Annotated in this window: 15 protein-coding genes and 1 pseudogene; 10 read left to right on the plus strand and 6 right to left on the minus strand. The window is 66.9% G+C overall.

The window, feature by feature from the left end:
* The first annotated feature begins 68 nt into the window (after window positions 1-68).
* Complete coding sequence (locus APT59_RS18415; RefSeq protein WP_059316185.1) at window positions 69-884, plus strand: glucose 1-dehydrogenase; 816 nt, start codon at window positions 69-71, stop codon at window positions 882-884.
* 64 nt (window positions 885-948) lie between these two features.
* On the opposite strand, the gene APT59_RS18420 is transcribed toward APT59_RS18415, so the two are convergent.
* Window positions 949-1449, minus strand: a complete 501-nt coding sequence (locus tag APT59_RS18420) for a GNAT family N-acetyltransferase (protein WP_059316186.1) — start codon at window positions 1447-1449, stop codon at window positions 949-951.
* A 166-nt stretch (window positions 1450-1615) separates the two neighbouring features.
* Between APT59_RS18420 and APT59_RS18425 the strand changes: the two genes are divergently transcribed.
* On the plus strand, window positions 1616-2176 hold the full coding sequence (locus tag APT59_RS18425) for a carboxymuconolactone decarboxylase family protein (protein ID WP_059316944.1): 561 nt from the start codon (window positions 1616-1618) through the stop codon (window positions 2174-2176).
* A gap of 17 nt (window positions 2177-2193) precedes the next feature.
* Here the strand turns inward: APT59_RS18425 and APT59_RS18430 are convergent, their stop codons facing one another.
* The gene (locus APT59_RS18430; RefSeq protein WP_059316187.1) at window positions 2194-3363 is read right to left on the minus strand and encodes an MFS transporter; all 1170 of its coding nucleotides are present in this window, start codon (window positions 3361-3363) and stop codon (window positions 2194-2196) included.
* Between the two features lie 96 nt (window positions 3364-3459).
* On the opposite strand from APT59_RS18430, the gene APT59_RS18435 reads away from it, so the two are divergent.
* From APT59_RS18435 to APT59_RS23015, 5 genes and pseudogenes are all read left to right on the plus strand, one after another.
* Complete coding sequence (locus APT59_RS18435) at window positions 3460-4353, plus strand: LysR family transcriptional regulator (protein ID WP_082696389.1); 894 nt, start codon at window positions 3460-3462, stop codon at window positions 4351-4353.
* A gap of 187 nt (window positions 4354-4540) precedes the next feature.
* Window positions 4541-8371 (plus strand): ATP-binding protein, encoded by a 3831-nt coding sequence (locus APT59_RS18440; RefSeq protein ID WP_059316189.1) that lies wholly within the window; start codon window positions 4541-4543, stop codon window positions 8369-8371.
* Between the two features lie 145 nt (window positions 8372-8516).
* The gene (locus tag APT59_RS18445) at window positions 8517-9935 is read left to right on the plus strand and encodes a sugar porter family MFS transporter (RefSeq protein ID WP_059316190.1); all 1419 of its coding nucleotides are present in this window, start codon (window positions 8517-8519) and stop codon (window positions 9933-9935) included.
* 234 nt (window positions 9936-10169) lie between these two features.
* Window positions 10170-11177 (plus strand): annotated as a pseudogene (locus tag APT59_RS23010) (cache domain-containing protein); the annotation flags it as partial.
* A 126-nt stretch (window positions 11178-11303) separates the two neighbouring features.
* Window positions 11304-12032 carry a methyl-accepting chemotaxis protein gene (locus tag APT59_RS23015; protein WP_420480524.1) on the plus strand — a complete coding sequence of 243 codons (729 nt, stop codon included), beginning with the start codon at window positions 11304-11306 and terminating at the stop codon, window positions 12030-12032.
* A gap of 617 nt (window positions 12033-12649) precedes the next feature.
* Here the strand turns inward: APT59_RS23015 and APT59_RS18455 are convergent.
* Together APT59_RS18455 and APT59_RS18460 are read right to left on the minus strand one after the other, a co-directional pair.
* Window positions 12650-13270, minus strand: a complete 621-nt coding sequence (locus APT59_RS18455) for a glutathione S-transferase family protein (RefSeq protein ID WP_059316192.1) — start codon at window positions 13268-13270, stop codon at window positions 12650-12652.
* A 16-nt stretch (window positions 13271-13286) separates the two neighbouring features.
* Complete coding sequence (locus APT59_RS18460; RefSeq protein WP_059316193.1) at window positions 13287-14723, minus strand: dihydrolipoyl dehydrogenase; 1437 nt, start codon at window positions 14721-14723, stop codon at window positions 13287-13289.
* A 232-nt stretch (window positions 14724-14955) separates the two neighbouring features.
* On the opposite strand from APT59_RS18460, the gene APT59_RS18465 reads away from it, so the two are divergent.
* Window positions 14956-15465 (plus strand): hypothetical protein, encoded by a 510-nt coding sequence (locus APT59_RS18465; protein WP_059316194.1) that lies wholly within the window; start codon window positions 14956-14958, stop codon window positions 15463-15465.
* A 352-nt stretch (window positions 15466-15817) separates the two neighbouring features.
* Complete coding sequence (locus APT59_RS18470; RefSeq protein ID WP_059316195.1) at window positions 15818-16870, plus strand: acyltransferase family protein; 1053 nt, start codon at window positions 15818-15820, stop codon at window positions 16868-16870.
* Between the two features lie 18 nt (window positions 16871-16888).
* Here APT59_RS18470 and crcB read toward each other — a convergent pair whose 3' ends face one another.
* Both crcB and nhaA read right to left on the minus strand, forming a co-directional pair.
* Complete coding sequence (crcB, locus tag APT59_RS18475) at window positions 16889-17266, minus strand: fluoride efflux transporter CrcB (RefSeq protein ID WP_059316196.1); 378 nt, start codon at window positions 17264-17266, stop codon at window positions 16889-16891.
* A gap of 12 nt (window positions 17267-17278) precedes the next feature.
* Window positions 17279-18448 carry a Na+/H+ antiporter NhaA gene (nhaA, locus tag APT59_RS18480; RefSeq protein ID WP_059316945.1) on the minus strand — a complete coding sequence of 390 codons (1170 nt, stop codon included), beginning with the start codon at window positions 18446-18448 and terminating at the stop codon, window positions 17279-17281.
* 233 nt (window positions 18449-18681) lie between these two features.
* Here nhaA and APT59_RS18485 point away from each other — a divergent pair, with 233 nt between their 5' ends.
* Entirely contained in the window at window positions 18682-19848 is a 1167-nt protein-coding gene (locus tag APT59_RS18485) for an HPP family protein (RefSeq protein WP_059316197.1), read from the plus strand.
* Window positions 19849-19851 lie beyond the last annotated feature (3 nt).

The following is a 19851-nucleotide window of genomic DNA, read 5'->3' on the forward strand; positions in this document are numbered from 1 at the left end:
GCTGGCCCCCTGACTGGACGGCCTGGGCTACTCTCGGATGCTATTCAAGATCTGGAGGGCGTACTCGCATGGCAGCCAAACTCAGCGGCAAGACCGCGCTGGTCACCGGCGCGGCCCAGGGCATAGGCGCCGCCATCGCCCGGACTTTCGTGGCGGAGGGTGCCTTCGTCTATATCACCGACCTGAACGCTGACCTTGGCCGCGCCGTCGCCGCCGAGCTGGGGGACGGTGCCTGCTACCTGCATCTGGACGTGCGCTTGGAAGACGACTGGCAGCAGGTGACGCGGCAGATCCTCGCGGAGCGCGGGGGGCTGGACGTGCTGGTGAACAACGCCGGGATCACCGGATTCGAGCAGGGCGTGGTGGCTCATGATCCGGAGCACGCCAGTCTCGAAGACTGGCACGCGGTGCATCGCACCAACCTCGATGGCGTCTTTCTCGGCTGCAAATACGGCATCCGTGCCATGCGGCAGGCAGGCGCCGGGTCCATCATCAATATCTCGTCGCGCTCCGGGCTGGTGGGCATCCCCGGCGCGGCGGCCTATGCCTCGTCCAAGGCCGCCGTACGCAACCACAGCAAGACGGTCGCCCTCTATTGCGCGGAGCAGGGCCTCGCGATCCGCTGCAATTCCATCCACCCCGCCGCCATCCTCACGCCGATGTGGGAGCCCATGCTGGGCGACGGCCCGGACCGCGAGGCCCGCATGGCTGCGCTGGTGCGGGATACGCCGCTGCGGCGCTTTGGCCGGCCCGAGGAAGTCGCCGCCGTGGCGCTGCTGCTGGCCTCCGACGACGCCGGCTACATGACCGGCAGCGAGCTGAATCTGGACGGCGGCCTGCTGGCCGGTTCGGCGGTGACGCCCGCGACGGCGGAAGCGCCCTAGTCGTTGAGTAGGCGATGGAAGACTGCGCTCTGGCTTTCGGCGGGTGAGCGGCTACACCGGCGCCTCAGAGCGCCGTGTCTTCCTGCCGGTAGATCCGCAGCCCACGCGCCTGGTAGTTGGCCAGGGCGGCTGGGTGATCCAGGGTGCAGGTATGCACCCAGACGCGCTCGGTACCAGGCCAGTCCCAGGCGGAACGGAGGGCATGGCTGAGCAGCGGCCCGCCGAAACCAAGCCCCATGAAGGCGCCGGCCAAGCCGAAGTAGCGGATCTCGGCGTTGCGACCATCCGGGCGGTACAGCTCGTAGTAACCGGCAATGGCGCCGCGGTGATAGGCGACCCAGGTGCGGTGGCCTTCCTGCTCCACCAGTTCGCGCCACTGGGCGTCGCTCCAGCTGTCGAGATCGCTCCAGTCCCAGGCCTGGCCGACCAGGGCATAGAGGAAGCGATTGAGTTCGGGTTGCGGCACCTCGCACTCGACGATCTGCAGGTCAGGCCGTGGCGGCTTCTCGCGCAATTCGGTCGGCGCGGTCATCTCCAGGTAGAAGGTGGTGTAGCTCTGCGTCATCGGCTGGCTCCTCTGTAACGTCAGGCCCGATTGTGACCAGAGCCAGGGGGATGCCGCCAGCCTGATTGCGACGTCTAACTAGGTTGCTTGAGCGCGATACGGAGACTTGCCCTAGGGACAGGCGGTGGTATTGGATGAACCCCTACCTGTATCGAGGATGACCATCATGCCCCTCTCATCGCGGCTGACACCCCTGTCCGAACAGAACACGACGGCAGAACAGCAGCGCGTACTGGCCGAGATCCAGAGCGGTCCGCGGGGAAATCTCGATGGGCCCTTCCTGGCCTGGATCCACAGTCCGGCGCTGGCCAACCATGCCCAGCGGCTGGGTGCCTTCTGCCGCTACGGTACTCGGCTGGAATTGCGCCTTACCGAGCTGGCGATCCTCACCACCGCCGCCTGGTGGCGCGCCCAGGCGGAATGGCAGATCCATGAGCCCATCGCCCGTCAGGCGGGGCTGGCGGATCAGGTGATAGAGGCAATCCGGCAAGGCGCCGTGCCGTCCTTCGAGACGCCCGAGGAGGCCTGCGTCCATGCCATCGGGGTGGCGCTCTACGACACCCGGCGTATCCCCGATGACCTCTACCAGCAGGGCGTAGCGCTGTTCGGCGAAGCCGGGATGGTCGAGCTGGTGGGTGTCTATGGCTACTACAGCCTGGTCGCCATGACCCTCAACGCCTTCGCGGTGGACCGGGGCGGCGACACGCCCCTCCCCTTCGCCGAGTAAGGCCGACCTGCTCGTTCCTACCCCGCTACTGCTGCGCCGCTCGCCCGACCGCGCCAGGCCAGGGTCAGCACCATCAGCAACCCCAGGGCGGCCATGCCGGCGCCGGCCAGGGAGATGGCCGGATAGCCCAGACCGGCGCTGATCACCGCGCCACCCAGGGCCGCGCCCAGGGCATTGCCCAGGTTGAAGGCACCGATGTTGACCGCCGAGGCCAGGTTGGGGGCGTCCTTGGCGGCGTCCATCACCCGCATCTGCAGCGGCGGGACCAGGGCGAAGCTGGCGATCCCCCAGAGCAGGATGGCCACGGCGGCCGGCAGCGGCCAGCGTATCAGCACGGTAAAGGCCAGCAGCACCAGGATCAGCAGGCTCAGGGAGGCGATCAGGGTGCGGTCGATGGATTTGTCCGCGGCCTTGCCGCCCCAAAGATTGCCCAGGGTCAGGCCGACGCCGAACAGCACCAGCATGGCGGTGATGAAGGCCGTGGAGCCATGGGTTTCGCTGGCGAGGATGGGCGCGATATAGGTGAAGACGGTGAACATGGCGCCCGAGCCGACCACGGTCAGGCCCAGAGCGGCCAACACCGGCGGGCGGCCCAGCACGCGGATCTCGGCCAGCACGCCGTCGCTGGGTGGCAGGGCCACGTTGGGCAGGGCGAACCAGAGCGCGGCCATGGTCAGCAGGCCGAGTCCGGCGATGCCCCAGAAGGCCTGGCGCCAGCCGAGCAGTTCACCGAACCAGGTAGCCAGGGGCACCCCGCCGATGGTGGCCAGGGTCAGGCCCATGAACATGGCGGCGACCGCCCCGGCGCGCCGATCCGGGGCGACCACGCTGGCCGCCACCAGGGCGCCGACGCCAAAGAAGGCGCCATGGTTGAGCGAGGTCACCACCCGGGCGATCAGCAGGCTGGTGTAGTCGGTGGCCAGGGCCGACATCAGGTTGCCCAGGGTAAAGATGGCCATCAGGCCGATCAGCAGCTGGCGACGCGGAATGCGGCCGGTGGTCAGGGTCATCAGCGGTGCGCCGATCAGCACGCCCAGGGCATAGGCGCTGACCAGCAGACCCGCCGCCGGGATGGAGACGCCGAGGTCGGCGGCGATGCCGGGCAGCATGCCCATGGGGGCGAACTCGGTGACACCGATGCCGAAGGCACCCGTGGCCAGGGCCAGCAGAGGGGGATTGATACGCATGGGAAAGGCTCCTTATCTATGCCTTGAATGCTAAGCTCCTGCTCGATGAGCCGGTAGACGGCGGTTTTGGCATGCACCTTTGCCCTGGAGGCACAAGTGGATCTAGCAGGTCGCTCGGGAGAGATGGCGGTGTTCGCGCAGGTGGTCGAGGCTGGCAGCCTCTCGGCAGCGGCCAGAGCCCTGCGCCTGACGCCTTCGGCGGTGAGTCGCTCCATCGCCCGCACCGAGCAGCGCCTGGGTACGCGGCTCCTGCTGCGCACCACCCGGGCCATCACCCTCACCGCCGAGGGCGAGGCCTATCTACGCGCCGCGCGGCGCATCCTGGCGGATCTGGCCGAGGTGGAAGAGGCCATCGCCGACCAGGGCGTGCCCCAGGGACGGCTGCGGGTCAGCGCCGCCCTCGGCCACGGCCGCATGACCATCGTGCCGTTGGTGGCGGCCTTCAGCGCCCGCTATCCCGACATCCTGGTGGACCTGGCGCTGGGCGATGAGGTGGTGGACATCCTCGCCGGCCAGGCCGATGTGGCGATCCGCTTCGGCCAGCTCGCCGACAGCCCTCTCACCGCCCGGCCCATCGGCGTCACCGGCCAGGTGGTGGTAGCTTCGCCCGCCTACCTCGCCCGCCACGGCACGCCCCTGGTGCCGGAAGACCTGCTCGGCCACAACTGCCTGAGATTCAACTTTCGCCGCGCCGCGCCGGACTGGCCTTTCGTGCGCGATGGTCGCGAATTCACCCTGAAGATCGCCGGCAACATCGAATGCAACAGCGGCGAGGCCCTGGCACTGCTGGCCCGCGAAGGCGCCGGTATCGCCCGCATCGGTGAATTCAGCGTGGCTGACGACCTGCGCAGCGGTGCCCTGGTGCCGCTGCTGGAGGCCTGGAATCCGGGCGATCTGGAGCCGATCCACGCCGTTTTCGTCGGAGGCACCACCATGCCGGCGCGGGTGCGGGTATTCGTGGATTTCCTGGTGGAACGCCTGGGCCGCTGACGCGTCATCCGACCGCCGTCGCCGCGGTACGGGCCGGCGCTCTGCCGCCCGCGTCATTCGCCAAGCCGGTCCGCTTGTAATAGTCTGAGCAATCAACATGCTTAGGTCGCGGCCCTCCTGCCTGTCGCTGTCGCTGCTGACGGCGGTACGTCCCAGGCCCCTCTTTCCTTGTCCCGCAGGAGCCCTCTTGTCCAACCTTCCCTCGCAGCTGGCCTTTCTCGACGTCCCCGGTGAAATGGCCGCGCTGATGCGCCAGAAGGACTGGTCCCAGACGCCCTTCGGCCCCCTGGAAACCTGGTCGACCGCCCTGCGTTCGGCGGTCAGCATCTGCCTCGGCTCGCGCTTCCCCATCGTGCTCTACTGGGGCGAGACCCGCGCCCTGATCTACAACGATGCCTGGAGCGCGGTGCCGGGGCGCAAGCATCCCTGGGCGCTGGGACGTGCCGGCTGGGAGGTGTGGGCGGAAATCTGGGACATCATCGGCCCCATGTTCGACCACGTGATGACGACCGGCGAGGCCACCTGGTCCGAGGATCAGCTGCTGCCGCTGAACAGATTCGGCTACGTGGAGGAGTGCTACTTCTACTACAGCTACAGCCCGGTACGCGGCGATACCGGCGAGGTGGAGGGCATCTTCACCGCGGTGACCGAAACCACGCACCGGGTGCTCACGGAACGCCGTGAGCGCCTGCTGCGCAATGTCTCCGAGGCCACTTCGGCGACGCGCGTCGCCGAAGACGCTTGCCGCGAAGGGGTGCGCTGCCTGCACGAGGTGCCGGAGGAATCGCCGTTCTGCCTGGCCTATCTGCGCGACGCCGCGACCGGCACCTTGCAGCGCGTGGCCCTGGCCGGCCTGGCGCCAGACGATGTCCTTGCCCCGTTGGACGTCACCCCGGAGGCCGCCGGACTGCCCTGGGCCTTCACCACGGCGCGCAGCGCGCCGACCCTGGTGACCGGTCTCAACGAGCGCCATGGCGGCCGGCTCGCCGGGACCCCTTGGCCGGAGCCCCTGGAAGAGGCGCTGGTGGTGCCGATTCCCGGACCGCTGGGCGAGGAACCCTATGGCTATCTGGTCTCCGGCATCAGCCCGCGGCGGCGAGTGGATGCCGACTACCAGAGCCTGTTCGTCCGCGCTGCCGGGCACCTCAGCACCGCCATCGCCAATGCCCGGCGCTACGAGGAAGAACGCCGCCGTGCCGAGCAGTTGGCCGAGCTGGACCGGGCCAAGACGGCCTTCTTTTCCAACGCCAGCCATGAATTCCGCACGCCGCTGACGCTGATGCTCGGCCCCCTGGAAGACATGCTGGCGCGGCCGGACCGCGCCGACGGCGAGCCTGCGGTGAGTCGCCAGGAGCTGGAGCTCATCCAGCGCAACGGCCAGCGCCTGCTGCGGCTGGTCAATTCGCTGCTGGATTTCTCGCGCATGGAAGCGGGCCGGATGCGCGCGAGCTTCGCGCCCCTGGACCTGGCGATCTATACCGCGGAGCTGGCCAGCAGCTTTCGTTCGGCCATGGCCCGCGCCGGCCTGACCTTCACCCTCGACTGCGCCCGCCTGGACGAGCCGGTGTGGGTGGATCGCGACCTCTGGGAAAAGATCGTCCTGAACCTGGTCTCCAACGCCTTCAAGTACACCCTGGAAGGTGAGGTGCGGGTCAGCCTGCGCCGCCAGGACGCGCACGTCGTGCTGGCAGTGAGAGACACGGGGGTGGGCATCCCGCAGAGCGAACTGGGCAAGGTATTCGACCGCTTCCACCGCATCGAGGGTCAGATCGGCCGGACCCACGAGGGCACCGGCATCGGCCTGGCGCTGGTCAAGGACCTCACCGAGCTGCACGGCGGCGAGGTGCGGGTCACCAGCCAGATCGGCGTGGGTACCACCTTCGAGGTGCGTCTGCCGTTCGGCCATGCCCATCTGCCCGAGGCCAACCGAGTGGGCGCCACGAACCAGGTGTCCACCGCCACCCGCGCCGACACCTTTGTCGCCGAGGCCCTGCGCTGGCTGCCGGACGAGCCGGCCACCCCTACCCCCACGGGGCTCGACGAGCATGCCGGTGGTGGCCAGGGGCGCGGCGAGCGCATCGTCCTGGCCGACGACAATGCCGACATGCGCGGCTATGTCGAGCGGCTGTTGCAGGAGTCCGGCTACCAGGTGGACGCCGTGGCCGATGGCCGCGCCGCGGTCGAGGCGGTGCAGCGGCAATTGCCCGCGCTGGTGCTCTCCGACGTGATGATGCCGGTGCTGGATGGCTTCGGCGTGCTGCGCGCCCTGCGCAGCGACGAGCGCACCGGCCAGGTGCCCATCATCCTGCTGTCGGCGCGAGCGGGCGAAGAGGCCTCCATCGAGGGCATCGCCGCCGGTGCCGACGACTATCTGGTCAAACCTTTCAGCGCCCGGGAGCTCATCGCCCGGGTGGAAGGCGCCATGCGCCTGGCGCGACTCAGGCGCGAGACCGCCGATGCCCTGCGGCAGGCCAACGAGGTGCTGGAGATCCGCGTCCGCGAACGCACCCGCGAGCGCGACCAGCTCTGGGCCTACAGCCACGATCTCATCGGCATCGCCGACAGCCGGGGCATCTGGGTCAGCGTCAACCCGGCCTGGACCCGCACCCTGGGCTGGGCGGTGGACGAGATCATCGGCAAGACCTCGGAATGGCTGGAGCATCCCGAAGACCGGCAGCGCACCCGCCAGGAGATCGCCCAACTGGCCGCCGGCGCCGCTACCTTCAACTTCGAGAATCGCTTTCGCACCCGCGGCGGCACCCATCGTCACCTGTCCTGGACCGCCGTGCCCGAGGGCGGGCTGCTCTACTGCGTGGCCCGTGACGTCACCGTCGAGCGCGAACGGGCGCTGGAGCTGGAGCAGGCGCGGGACGCCCTGCGCCAGAGCCAGAAGATGGAAGCCATCGGCCAGCTCACCGGCGGCATCGCCCATGACTTCAACAACCTGCTCACGGCCATCACCGGCTCGCTGGAATTGCTGCAGCGCCATCTGAACGGCGAACAGCCCCGCGCCGAACGCTACATCGGCATCGCCATCGCCTCGGCGCAGCGGGCCGCCGCCCTCACCCAGCGCCTGCTCAGCTTTGGCCGGCGCCAGGCCCTGGATCTGCAACCCCTGGACGTGAATCGGCTGGTCACCGGCATGGAGACCCTGATCCAGCGCACCCTCAACGAGAACATCCGGCTGCACCTGCAGCTCGACGCGGCCACCTGGCCCACCTGCAGCGATGCCAACCAGCTGGAAAACGCCCTGCTCAACCTCTGCATCAATGCCCGGGATGCCATGGCCCAGGGCGGCCAGCTGGCGATCGGCACCCGCAACCTGTGCGATCCGCAGCTGCTGATGCTGCCCGAGCAGCTGAGCGGCGACTATGTCGAACTGGCCGTGAGCGATACCGGCAGCGGCATCCCGGCCGCCGTGCTGGAAAAGGTCTTCGAGCCCTTCTTCACCACCAAGCCGCAGGGCAAGGGCACAGGGCTGGGCCTGTCGATGGTCTATGGCTTCATCAAGCAGAGCGGCGGCTACATCGACATCCACAGCGAGGAAGGCCGTGGCACCCGGGTCAGCCTGCTGTTTCCGCGCCACCAGGGCATCGCCAGCGAAGGAGTTCCGGAGGAAGTGGTACTGCAACCGGGTCGCGGCGAGCGGGTGCTGGTGGTGGAAGACGAACCCGGGGTACGCCTGCTGATCGTCGAGGTACTCCGCGACCTGGGCTATACCGCCCTGGAGGCCGAAGACGCCCCCACCGCCCTGGCGCTGCTGGAGCGCGAGCCGCAACTGGACCTGGTGGTGTCCGACGTGGGGCTGCCGGGCCTGACCGGGCGCGAGCTGGTGGAAGAGATCCGTCGCCAACGGCCCGGTATCGCCGTGCTGCTGGTGACCGGCTACGCCGAAGAGGCCATGGACGTGCAGCGCTTCCTTGGTCAGGGCATGCAGCTGCTGCAGAAGCCCTTCGCCATCGAGGTACTCAGCGAGCGTATCCAGGGCCTGTTGCAGGACCGTCGCGAGCGTCCCTGACCACGGTTTGCGCCCCTGGCGGGAAATCCTGGGGCTGACGCCTGTCCTATCCAGCCAGGTCGGACCGACCGCCCTCTGTCGCCAGAGGCGCGGGGGCGGTGCGACCTCGCCTACCCCTCAGGTTTTCAGGATACCCGCGTTCGCTATGTCTTCCTCCCGCTCCACCGCTCCCGCCGCCGACCCTGACCAGAAGGCCTCGGCCCGGCGACTGATCTTCATCACCGTGCTGGTCGCCACCATGGGCGCCCTGGCCTTCGGTTACGACACCGGCATCATCGCCGGCGCCCTGCCCTTCATGACCCTGCCCGCCGACCAGGGCGGCCTGGGCCTCAACGCCTACACCGAGGGACTGGTCACTGCCTCCCTGATCGTCGGCGCGGCCTTCGGCTCCCTGGCGGCGGGCTATCTCGCCGACCGCTATGGCCGGCGCACCACCCTGCGCCTGCTGTCGATCCTCTTCGTCCTGGGCGCCCTGGGCACCGCGGTAGCACCCTCGGTGGAGCTGATGGTGGCCGCGCGCTTCGTGCTCGGCCTGGCAGTGGGCGGTGGCTCGGCCACGGTGCCGGTGTTCATCGCCGAGATCGCCGGACCCAAGCGCCGTGGCCGCCTGGTGAGCCGCAACGAGCTGATGATCGTCAGTGGCCAGCTGCTGGCCTATGTGCTCAGCGCCCTGCTCGCCTGGCTGGTGCACGAGAACGGCATCTGGCGCTACATGCTGGCCATCGCCATGGTGCCGGGCATCCTGCTGTTCGCCGGCACCTTCCTGCTGCCCACCTCGCCCCGCTGGCTGGCGGCCAAGGGGCGACTCGAAGAAGCCGAAGCGGTGCTGGAACGCCTGCGCGACACCCCCGAGGAGGTGGAGCGGGAGGTCGAGGAGATGCGCGAGAGCGAGGAGCAGGCCAAACATCGACCACCCCTGCGCGAGCTGCTGAGTCAGGGTTGGGTGGTCAAGTTGCTGCTGCTGGGCATCGGCCTGGGCTTCGTCGCCCAGTTCACCGGGGTCAACGCCTTCATGTACTACACCCCGATCATCCTCAAGAGCACCGGCATGGGCACCAGCGCGGCCCTCACCGCCACCATAGGCAATGGTGTGGTCTCGGTGATCGCCACCCTGCTGGGCATCTGGGCCATCGGCCGCGCCGGCCGGCGCACCCTGCTGCTGACCGGACTGGTGATCGTGGTGCTGGCGCAACTGGCGCTGGGCAGCGTGTTGCTATGGCTGCCGCAGAACCTGACCCAGAGCTACCTGGCGCTGGCCTGCATCCTGGTGTTCCTGCTGTTCATGCAGATGTGCATCGCCCCGGTGTACTGGCTGCTGATGTCCGAGCTGTTCCCCAATCAGGTCCGTGGCCTGCTGACCGGGGTGGCCGTGGCCGTACAGTGGCTGTGCAACGCCACCGTGGCCTTCAGTTTTCCGGTCGCGCTGGAGTGGATCGGCAACTACACCTTCTATGGCTTCGCCGCGATCAACCTGGGGTCGCTTTTGTTCGTCTATTTCTGCCTACCGGAAACCCGTGGCAAGTCATTGGAAGAAATCGAACGCCATCTGAAGAAAGAGTTATAGCGGGTCGTTAGCTGACCGATCGGCGATTTTCCGGCCTGCTGCGGACCAAATGGAATAATTTTTCATTCCGTATCAAGTCGGACTTATCCGGGCCGATGCAGAGTGAAGGCATGTTGCCGTCACTCTTCGCGCAGCGCGCGACCGGGGCATTCGATGAACATCAAACAAAAACTCACGTCGCTTTTCGCGGTAACCGCCTGCCTTCCGGTGATCCTGGTGGCAGGCGTGGTCATCATGAACGTTCGCAGCCAGGCTACCGGCGACTTCCTCGACGGCAGCGGGCGCGAAATCCGTCAGATCGATCGCAACATCCAGCAGTTCTTTGCCGGCATCCAGCAGAACGTCGACTACCTGGCCAAGGAGCCGAACGTCATCGCTCTGGATGGCTTGAAGAACTACCAGGGCGCCGATGCTGCCCAGCAGCCGCAGACCGAAACCGGCCAGCAGGCGCTGAGCTATTTCACCCGCTTCGCCAAGACCCATCCCACCACCGCCTACCTGTCGGTTGGCCTGGCCGATGGCGGCTACATCAGCTGGCCGGACGACGCCAAGCTGGCCAACTACGATCCGCGCGTGCGCCCCTGGTACCAGACCGCCATGGCCAATCAGGGCAAGGTGGTCCGTACCCCGGCCTACTACTGGGCCCAGGACGATGTGGCCCTGATGGGCATCGTCCGGACCATGGAAGACGCCACCGGCAAGGTGCGTGGCGTGGTCGGCCTGGACATCTCGCTGAAGCAGCTCACCGACCTGGTCAAGAGCATCACCCTCGGCCAGAGCGGCTACCTGATGCTGGTGGAAGACAACGGCAACGTACTGGTCGACCCCCGGGATCCCAAGCACAACTTCAAGCAGCTCAAGGAACTGGGTGACGCCTACCAAACGCTCAGCGGCATCCAGAACGGCCTGGGCGAGGTCAATCTCAATGGCACCGACTACATGGTCAACGTCTACCCCGCCAAGGAGCTGGGCTGGAAATTCATCGGCCTGATCGAGCGCAACGAGGTGATGGGCAAGGCCACCACCCTGACCTGGCAGATCGCCGGCATCACCGCCGTGCTGGCGCTCCTGTTCGCCGTACTCGGTGCAGCCTTCGCCGGCATGATCGTGCGGCCGATCCGCGGCGTCTCCGCGGGCCTCGAATCCATCGCCCAGGGCGAAGGCGATCTGACCAAGAGCCTGAACGTCCAGGGCAAGGATGAAACCGCCACCCTGGCCGGTTGGTTCAACCAGTTCCTCGCCAGCATCCGCCAGCTGGTGCAGCGCATCGGCCAGGCTTCCAATGACCTGCAACAGGCCTCGCAGGCGACCACCCAGGCCGCTGCCAGCATGAACGACGTGGCTGGCCGCCAACGCGAAGCCGTGGAAATGGTCTCCACCGCCTTCAACGAGATGGTGGCTACTTCCAACGAAGTGGCGCGCTCCTGCAGCCACGCCGCGGCCTCCGCCGATGCCGGCCACCACAGGGTGCAAGAGGGCTACGGCCAGATCGAAAAAGCTACCAGCAACGTCAACCAGCTCAGCGGTAGCCTCACCCAGTCGGCTCAGGCCATGGCGGTGCTGGAGCAGGACAGCCACAACATCAACACCATTCTCGACACCATCCGCGGTATCGCCGAGCAGACCAACCTGCTGGCGCTCAACGCCGCCATCGAAGCGGCCCGCGCCGGTGAGCAAGGCCGCGGCTTCGCCGTGGTGGCCGACGAGGTCCGGGCCCTGGCCAAGCGTACCGCCGATTCCACCGGCGAGATCGACGGCCTGCTCGGCAACCTGGCGCGCAAGACCCAGGAGGTCACCCGCCAGATCGAGACCAGCCTGGAGCTGTCGCAGACCAGCGTGACGTCCATCAGCGAGGCACGTGGCAGCTTCGAGGGCATCCGTCAGTCGGTGGACGAGATCCGCGACCAGGCCCTGCAGATCGCTGCGGCCGCCGAGGAGCAGCATCAGGTGGCCGAGGACATCAACCGCCACATCGCCCAGATCCAGGACGACGCCCAGCAGGTGGAAGGCCTGGCCCAGTCCACCACCCGCGATTCCTCGCGCCTGTCGCAGCTGTCGGGTGAGCTGGATGGACTGGTAAGACGCTTCAAGGCCTGATGGCTGGTTGAGATAGCGAAAGCCCCGCCGGTAATCCCGGCGGGGCTTTTTGTTGGGCGGCGTTGGGGAGTCCGGGTCGCGTGGATAAGGCTGCGCCGTTATCCACACTACGAAGTCGGCTCTTCACCCTGAATGTCCCCGCCGCACCGTATGGCTCTCCTTCCCGCTTAGGACGGCAGGTGCAAGAGAGGGCCGTAGCGTGGAAAACGGCGCAGCCTTTGCCACTCCTGGCATCAGGTGAGCCTTTGTTGGGCTTCGCTATGCTTAGCCCAACCTACCGGGCTGATCGCGCTGCCTGACACGAAAGGCCTGGGGCTTTTTTGTTGGTAGCGTTGGAGGTCCGGGTCGCGTGGATAAGGCTGCGCCGTTATCCACACTACGAGGTCGGCGCTTCACGCTGAATGTCCCCGCCGCACCGTATGGCTCTCCTTCCCGCTTAGAACGGTAGGTGCAAGAAAGGGCCGTAGCGTGGAAAACGGCGCAGCCTTTTCCACTCCTGGCATCAGGTGAGCCCTTGTTGGGCTTCGCTGCGCTCAGCGCCAACCTACGACCGTGCACTCCGTAGGTTGGGCTGAGACGGCTCTATCGTCGAAGCCCAACAGAACCCTGCACCCGAACTACAGTTTGTCCGGCAGCATCTTGCCGCCCTTGGCTTCGGCGCGTTGGCAGCCCGGCAGCTGGCGCAGGCCCTCGAAATAGGCCTTGAACACCGGATAGTCGTCCAGCACCCCGGCCATGGCGACCATGGCGCCCAAGTAGGAGAGCTGGATGTCGGCCAGGGTCAGGCGGTCGTCGACGATATAGGTCTTGCCGCGCAGGTGGTCGCTCAAATAGCCAATCACCCTGTCCAGCTCCGGCTTGCCACGAGGTTCGAGCACACCGACGTCGCCCCGTTTGCCAAAGATCAGGATCAGCACCGGCGGCCAGGCCGAGGCTTCGACGAAGTCCAGCCATTCCTCGTGATGGGCCCAGGTGGCGGTGCCTGGCTCCGGCGCGAAGCGCCCCTGGCCATAGCGCTGATTGAGATAACGCAGGATCGCCGAGGACTCGGACAGTTGCAGCTCGCCATCTTCCAGCACCGGCGATTTGCCCAGCGGGTGAACGCGCTTGAGTGCCTCGGGTGCCTGGAAAGTCTCGGTACGCGGATAGCGGACCAGTTCATAGGGCAGGCCCAGTTCTTCGAGCAGCCAAAGCACGCGGTGCGAACGGGAATAATCGAGGTGATGCAGCTTGATCATGGGATCTCCTGGGGTGTCAGGCGCCAGAAGGCGAGCCCTGGTCACGGTCGCCGCGCAGGCTGCTGTGGGCTCCCTGGCAGATCTCGCGCAGACCGGACTTCAGACCTTCTTCGAGGGTGGGGTGGTAGAAGGGCATGTCGAGCAGCGAACTGGCGGTCTCGCCATGGATCAGCGCCAGTACCAGCAGGTGGCCGATATGGTCCATGCCCGGCCCGACCATGGCCGCGCCAGTGAGCTTGCCGGTACCCGGCTCGGCATAGAAACGAGCGACGCCCTGGTTGCGGGCCTCGGCCCGGGCACGGCCCTGATCCTGATAGGAAGAGGTGCCGATCAGACTGCCCGCGTCTGGCGGGCTACCCAGCACGGCCACCGGCGGATCGGTGAAGATCAGCGAAAACAGCGGCGAGCGTGGCGTGGGTCGAACCTCGGGATAACAGGCAGCGTTGTGGCCGGCGATGGCGCCCTCACCGGACGCCTCATGGAGGATAGGGCGGTCGTGGTCGGCATCGCCGGCGATGAAGATCGACGAGGAGCCGCATTGCAGGGTCTGGGGGTCGTAGACCGGAGTGCCATGGTCGTCCAGCTCGATGCCGGTGGTTTCCAGGCCCAGGCCCTTCAGGCGCGGCGGTCGCCCGGCCGCCACCAGCACGTAATCGAAATCGCCCTCGCCGCTCGTGTCACCGGACCAGGACAGCCGGACGCCCTCGCCTTCACGCCGGGCATCCACCTCGACATTCAGGTACAGGGTCAGATCCTGCTCCAGGATCTTGCGCAGCTCGGCCTTGACCTCGGTGTCCTGGAGCGCACCCAGGCCGTCATCCTGACCGAACAGGGTGACGGCCACGCCCAGGCGGGCCATGGCCTGGGCCAGTTCCAGGCCTACAGGACCGGTGCCTATCACCGCCAGCGAACGTGGCAGGTCGGGTAGCTCGAAGATCGTTTCGTTGGTCAGGGCGCGGTCGCCCAAGGCGTCGAAGGGCGCGGGCACCAGCGGATAGGAGCCCGTGGCGATGATGATACTTTTGGCCTGAATAGTTTTACCATTACTCAGTTGCAGTCGATCTGGCGCGATGAAGCGGGCGGTGGCGCACTGAGCCACACCCTCGGGTAATTTCTCGAAACCCTGCTTGGTCGCCGCAACAAAGTGATCGCGTTCGCGGCGCACCCGCGCCATGACGGCGGCGCCATCGACGTGGACCTCGCCTACCTCGATGCCAAAGGTCGCGGCGCGCTGGACGGCATGATGGGCCTCCCCCGCGATGATGAGCAGTTTGGACGGCATGCAACCCACCGAAGCACAGGTGGTGCCGGCCCAGTGGTCGTCGATCAGCAGGGTGCGGGCACCCTGGCGCCGGGCGGCGCGTTCGGCAGCGAGGCCAGCAGTTCCGGCACCGATCACGGCGACGTCGCAATGGAGATCCGGGGGAGTCGAACGCTGTGCGGGGTCACTCATCACATCACCTGACGTTGCGAAGGGTTAACCCGACTCACGCCAGGCTCTAGTTAGGGACCCCAAGCGCAGCGTTGAGGTTGCATCTCCAACTCGTGACCCACTTCGACAAAAAACCGACAATTCTTGTCAGGAGCGTCAATTTTCATGCCATTCGTCACCTTATACTGGCGAACTGGAACCATTGAGGCGTCTCATCCTCAATTAGCCAACTTATATGGACGCAGGCATTCACATGGAACGTGACATCAGTAAGATCCCGCTCATCAACGATTGGTCCTACCTGATCGCTCTGGAAACCGGCCTGTTCACCCGTGGTGAACTCAGCGGCGTGGTGCTCAAGGCACTCAACGACCAGGCCCGCCTGCTCTCCCGTCGCTATCTGGTGCAGAAGTCCAAGCTGGATGTGCGCAAGCTGACGCCTGCCGAGACCGAGATCCTCGATACCCTGAGCGAGACCGCCGCCAATCTGCGTCGCCGGCACCGCCTGCCGCACAACATCGTCAAGAGCCTCCGCGCTGGCGGCCTGATCGCCGCCGTCGAGCGCAGCGTCTGCGCCTCGGGCATCCTGCAGTGCCATAACGGCTTCTATGAAGACGGCCTGGAGCCTGGCGCCTTCGAGCGTATCGTCATGCGTCATCCCCAGGAATTCGGCGACCACGCCCGCCAGAGCGCCGCGCTCTATTTCGCCCAGGAACATCCGCAGGAAGACCTGCAAGACCAGTTGCTGCAGGCCAGCGCCTGATGCGCGTGACGTGCGCAGGGAAAGGGGCGGCCGGGAGGCCCCAGTCCCCTTTCGTCTGCGCGCGTCACCCGTCCCTGCTCGTCCCCGCGGTAGTGCTTTTCCGGAGTCCTGGCGCATGACGCCCGCTTTCGCCCCGCTCAGCCCCCCATAGCTCCTGCCCTCGCTGGCCGGCCGGACGATCCCGTGGATCGCGCTGGCTGCCGCCCCTTCGTTGCCGGTAGATCCGGCAGCGGCCTTTGCCTGCGTCCGTCTCGCTGACGGGCGTTCCTGCCAATGCCGTCCGCGTCACCGCCTGCCTGGCGTTCGTCCAGGGTGGTGGCCGCGGCATGGGCCACGGCTGCGAGGAGCAGACATGACCACCGCTCACGTCCCCCATGGACGCAACAACTTCGATTTTCTGAGATTCGCCGCGGCCTCCACCGTGGTGATCGGCCACGGCTTCTGGCTCTCGGGGCACATCGGCGCCGAACCCATCCTCAACTTCACCGGCTTCACCGACGCGGCCAACATCGCCGTCTATGTGTTCTTCGTGATCAGCGGCTTTTTGATCACGGCGTCCTTCCAGCGCAGTCGCAATCCGCTGGACTTTCTCGCCAAGCGCGCCCTGCGGATCTTTCCGGCCCTGATCGTTTCGGTACTCTTCTCCGTACTGGTGGTGGGCTGGCTCGCCACCAGTCGCGAGACCGGCGCCTATTTCAGCGACCGTCAGACCCTGGGCTTCTTCAAGAACATCTTCCTGATGACGCGCTTCGAACTGCCCGGCGTCTTTACCGGCAATCCCTATCCCGACACGGTGAACGGCAGCTACTGGACCCTGCCCTACGAGGTGTTCATGTACCTGTCGCTGCTGATCATCGGGGTGCTGGGGCTGCTGACCCGCTCGGTGGTCATGGCCACCCTGGTGGTGCTGGTGCTGGGCAACTTCCTGCTGCTGCCGCAGATGGGCGTCGCCAGCTTCGTGCTGCACAAGGTGTTCAGCCTGGGCATGTTCTTTTTCGCCGGCGCCCTGCTGCAGCTGGCGGGACCGCGCATCCCCTGGCGGCTGGATCTGGCCCTGGCGCTGTGCCTGCTGTCGCTATCGGCGATCGTCTGGAAGATCGCGCCGGTGATCCACCTGGTGTCGCTGTCCTACGTGATCATCTACCTGGCCCAGGTGCAGGTGCCGGTGCTGCATGGCTTTGGCCGCTTCGGCGACTATTCCTACGGCCTCTACCTGTTCAACTTCCCGGTCCAGCAGCTGCTCATGCACTGGTTTCCCGACCGCTTCTCGCTGGGTGGCTTCCTGGTGGTGAGCTATGTGCTCACCCTGGGCATCGCGATACTGTCGTGGCACCTGATCGAGGCGCCCGCGCTCAAGTTCAAGCCGCGGCGCAAGGTTCCGACCGCCCCCGTGGCACCGGCCTGATGCCGGCGGCCGGTCGACTCAGCCGAGTCGGCCGGCCAGGGCGAAACCGGCCAGGGTCAGCAGCAACGACCCCAGCACATGGATGGTGATGGTCAGTGCCGCCCAGCCCAGGCGACCGCTCTGCAGCAACGTCACCACCTCGGCGGAAAAGGTCGAGAAGGTGGTGAAACCGCCGCAAAAGCCGGTCACCAGGAGCAGCTTCCACTGCACATCCACTTCCGGATAGCGGGCGAACAGCCCCAGCGCCAGACCTATGACGAAGCCGCCAACCAGGTTCACCAGCAGCGTGCCCATCGGCAGCAGCGGGAACAGCGCATTCAGCCGCAGACCGACCCACCAGCGGCAGGCGCTCCCCAGGGCACCGCCGAACATCACCGCGAACAGCGCATAGGGCATCTCGAACTCCTCTTAACGACGACGGGCAGCCAGGAGCAGCACGGCGACGCCGGCCAGGGCTGACAGCAGCGAACCCAGCAGCACACCGATCTTGACCTCGTCGACCAGGAAGGGCGCGCTGGGAAAGGCCAGGGCGCCAATGAACAGGCTCATGGTAAAGCCAATCCCGCAAAGCAGGGCCACGCCATAGAGCTGCATCCAGTTGGCGCCCTCCGGCAGGCGCGCCAGGCCACTGCGGATGGCCAGCACCGCCATCAGCGAGATGCCGACCTGCTTGCCGAGGAACAGCCCCAGGGCGACACCCAGCGGGACCGGGTCCAGCAGATTGCCGGGCGACATGCCGGCCAGGGAAACTCCGGCATTGGCGAAACCGAACACGGGCACGATGAGGAAGGCCACCCAGGGATGCAGCGCGGACTCCACCTTGAGCAGCGGCGAGGCGTCGTCGGCTTCGGTATCGCCCAGGGGAATGAACAGCGCCAGGATCACCCCGGCCAGGGTCGCGTGGATGCCGGAGCGCAGCATGCAGAACCACAGCAGCGCCCCGACCAACAGATAGGGCAGCAAGGCGGTGACCTTGAGGCGGTTGAGCACGAACAGCACCGCCACCAGTCCAGCCGCGGCCAGCAGCATGCTGCTGGAGAGATCGCTGGTATAGAACAGGGCGATGATCAGCACGGCGCCGAGGTCGTCGAGGATCGCCAGGGCCGAAAGGAAGACCTTGAGCGATACCGGGACCCGCGAACCCAGCAGCGACAGCACGCCGAGGGCGAAGGCGATGTCGGTAGCGGCGGGAATCGCCCAGCCCGACAGGGTCTGGGGATCGTGGCGATTGACCAGGACATAGAGCAGCGCCGGCACCAGCATGCCGCCCAGGGCCGCGAGGCCCGGCAGGGCGCGATCACCCCAACTGGAGAGTTGGCCGACCGCCATCTCGCGCTTGATCTCCAGGCCGACCAGCAGAAAGAAGATGGCCATCAGGCCGTCGTTGATCCAGTGACCGAGCGACAGACCACCGATGTACCAGTGCAGGCTGGCGAAGTAGCCTTCGGCCAGCGGTGAGTTGGCGACGATGATGGCGATGGCCGCGGCGATCATCAGCACCACGCCACTGGCCGCTTCGGCGGCGACGAAGCGATTGAGATAGGCCAGGGCCTTGGCAGGGGAAACCGGGGTTGGCATGGGCAGCAGCACTCCGCGCGGCGGCCCGACCTGCGCTCTGTTCAACCTGTCCTACCGCGCTATTGCGGCGACACCCAGCCCTCGATGTTACTACGGCCTCCCGGCCCGTCGCAGCAGAAAATGCCAGCCCGCCCCCTCACTCGCAGGGCCACGCCCGATCTGCTCCGGTCTTGCCAGTGACTTGCACACGGAGGACCATCACTCCCCCGTTCTGCCCAGCAGCTGCCTTTCGCATGTCCCAGGAACCCGTCACGCCCCCCTCCTCCAGCCCCCTTACCCGCCTCGGCCAAGGCCTGCGTGCCTTCTGGCCGGCCCCCTTGCCCATCGACGCCCGCGAGCGGCTGCGTGCCAGCCTGGGTGCCGGGATCGGCATCCTGCTCGCCGCCCTGCTGGCGGCCTGGTGGCTGGAGGGCCAGCCGGTGCATCAGCACGGTGCCCTGGCGCTGGCGCTGGTGGCCCCGCTGGGCGCCAGTGCGGTGCTGGTGTTCGCCCTGCCGTCCAGCCCCCTGGCGCAACCCTGGTCGGTGGTGGGCGGCAACACCCTGTCGGCGCTGATCGGCATCGCCTGCGCGCTGTGGATTCCCGAAGCCAACCTGGCCGCCGCCGCAGCGGTCGCCCTGGCCATCGCCGCCATGTTCACCCTGCGCTGCCTGCACCCCCCGGGCGGCGCCTCGGCACTGCTGATGGTGCTCATCGGCGCCCAGGATTTCAGCTATGCCTGGAGTCCGGTGGCGGTGGATTCACTGCTGCTGGTCGCCGCCGGCCTGATCTACAACAACCTGACCCGCCGCCCCTGGCCCCATGTGCCGCGCCCCGCCGAACCAGGCGGCGAGACCCTTCTGCAGCGGGCCGACCTGGATGCCGTGCTGGCGCGCTACAACCAGGTGCTGGACATCAGCCGCGACGACCTGGCCGAACTGCTCGAACAGGTGGAAGCCCTGGCCTACCAGCGCAAGATGGGCGAGTTGCGCTGCGCCGACGTCATGAGCCAGGAGCCGGTGACGGCCCGCGCCGAGATGCCGCTGCAGGAAGCCTGGGCACTGATGCGCGCCCGCCGCATCAAGGCGCTGCCCGTGATCGATCGCCAGGGCTACCTGCTGGGTATCGTCACCGTGGCCGACTTCATGCGGCAGATCGACCTGGACGTTCATGAAGGCCTCGGCTGGCGCCTGCGCACCCTGGTCCGGCCGAAGGCACGCCAGGACGACCATACCGTCGGCCACATCATGACCCGCACCGTGCGGGTGGCCAGCGCCGATCGCCTGCTCATCGACCTGGTGCCGGTGTTTTCCGAGAACGGCCACCGCCACATCCCCATCATCGACGGCTCGCGCCGCCTGGTGGGCATCATCACCCAGTCGGATCTGATCCGGGCGCTGTACCAGGCGGTGCGCGTCTAGGGC

Origin of the sequence: Pseudomonas oryzihabitans (genome assembly GCF_001518815.1) — a bacterium.
GTDB classification, from domain to species: Bacteria; Pseudomonadota; Gammaproteobacteria; order Pseudomonadales; family Pseudomonadaceae; genus Chryseomonas; species Chryseomonas oryzihabitans_E.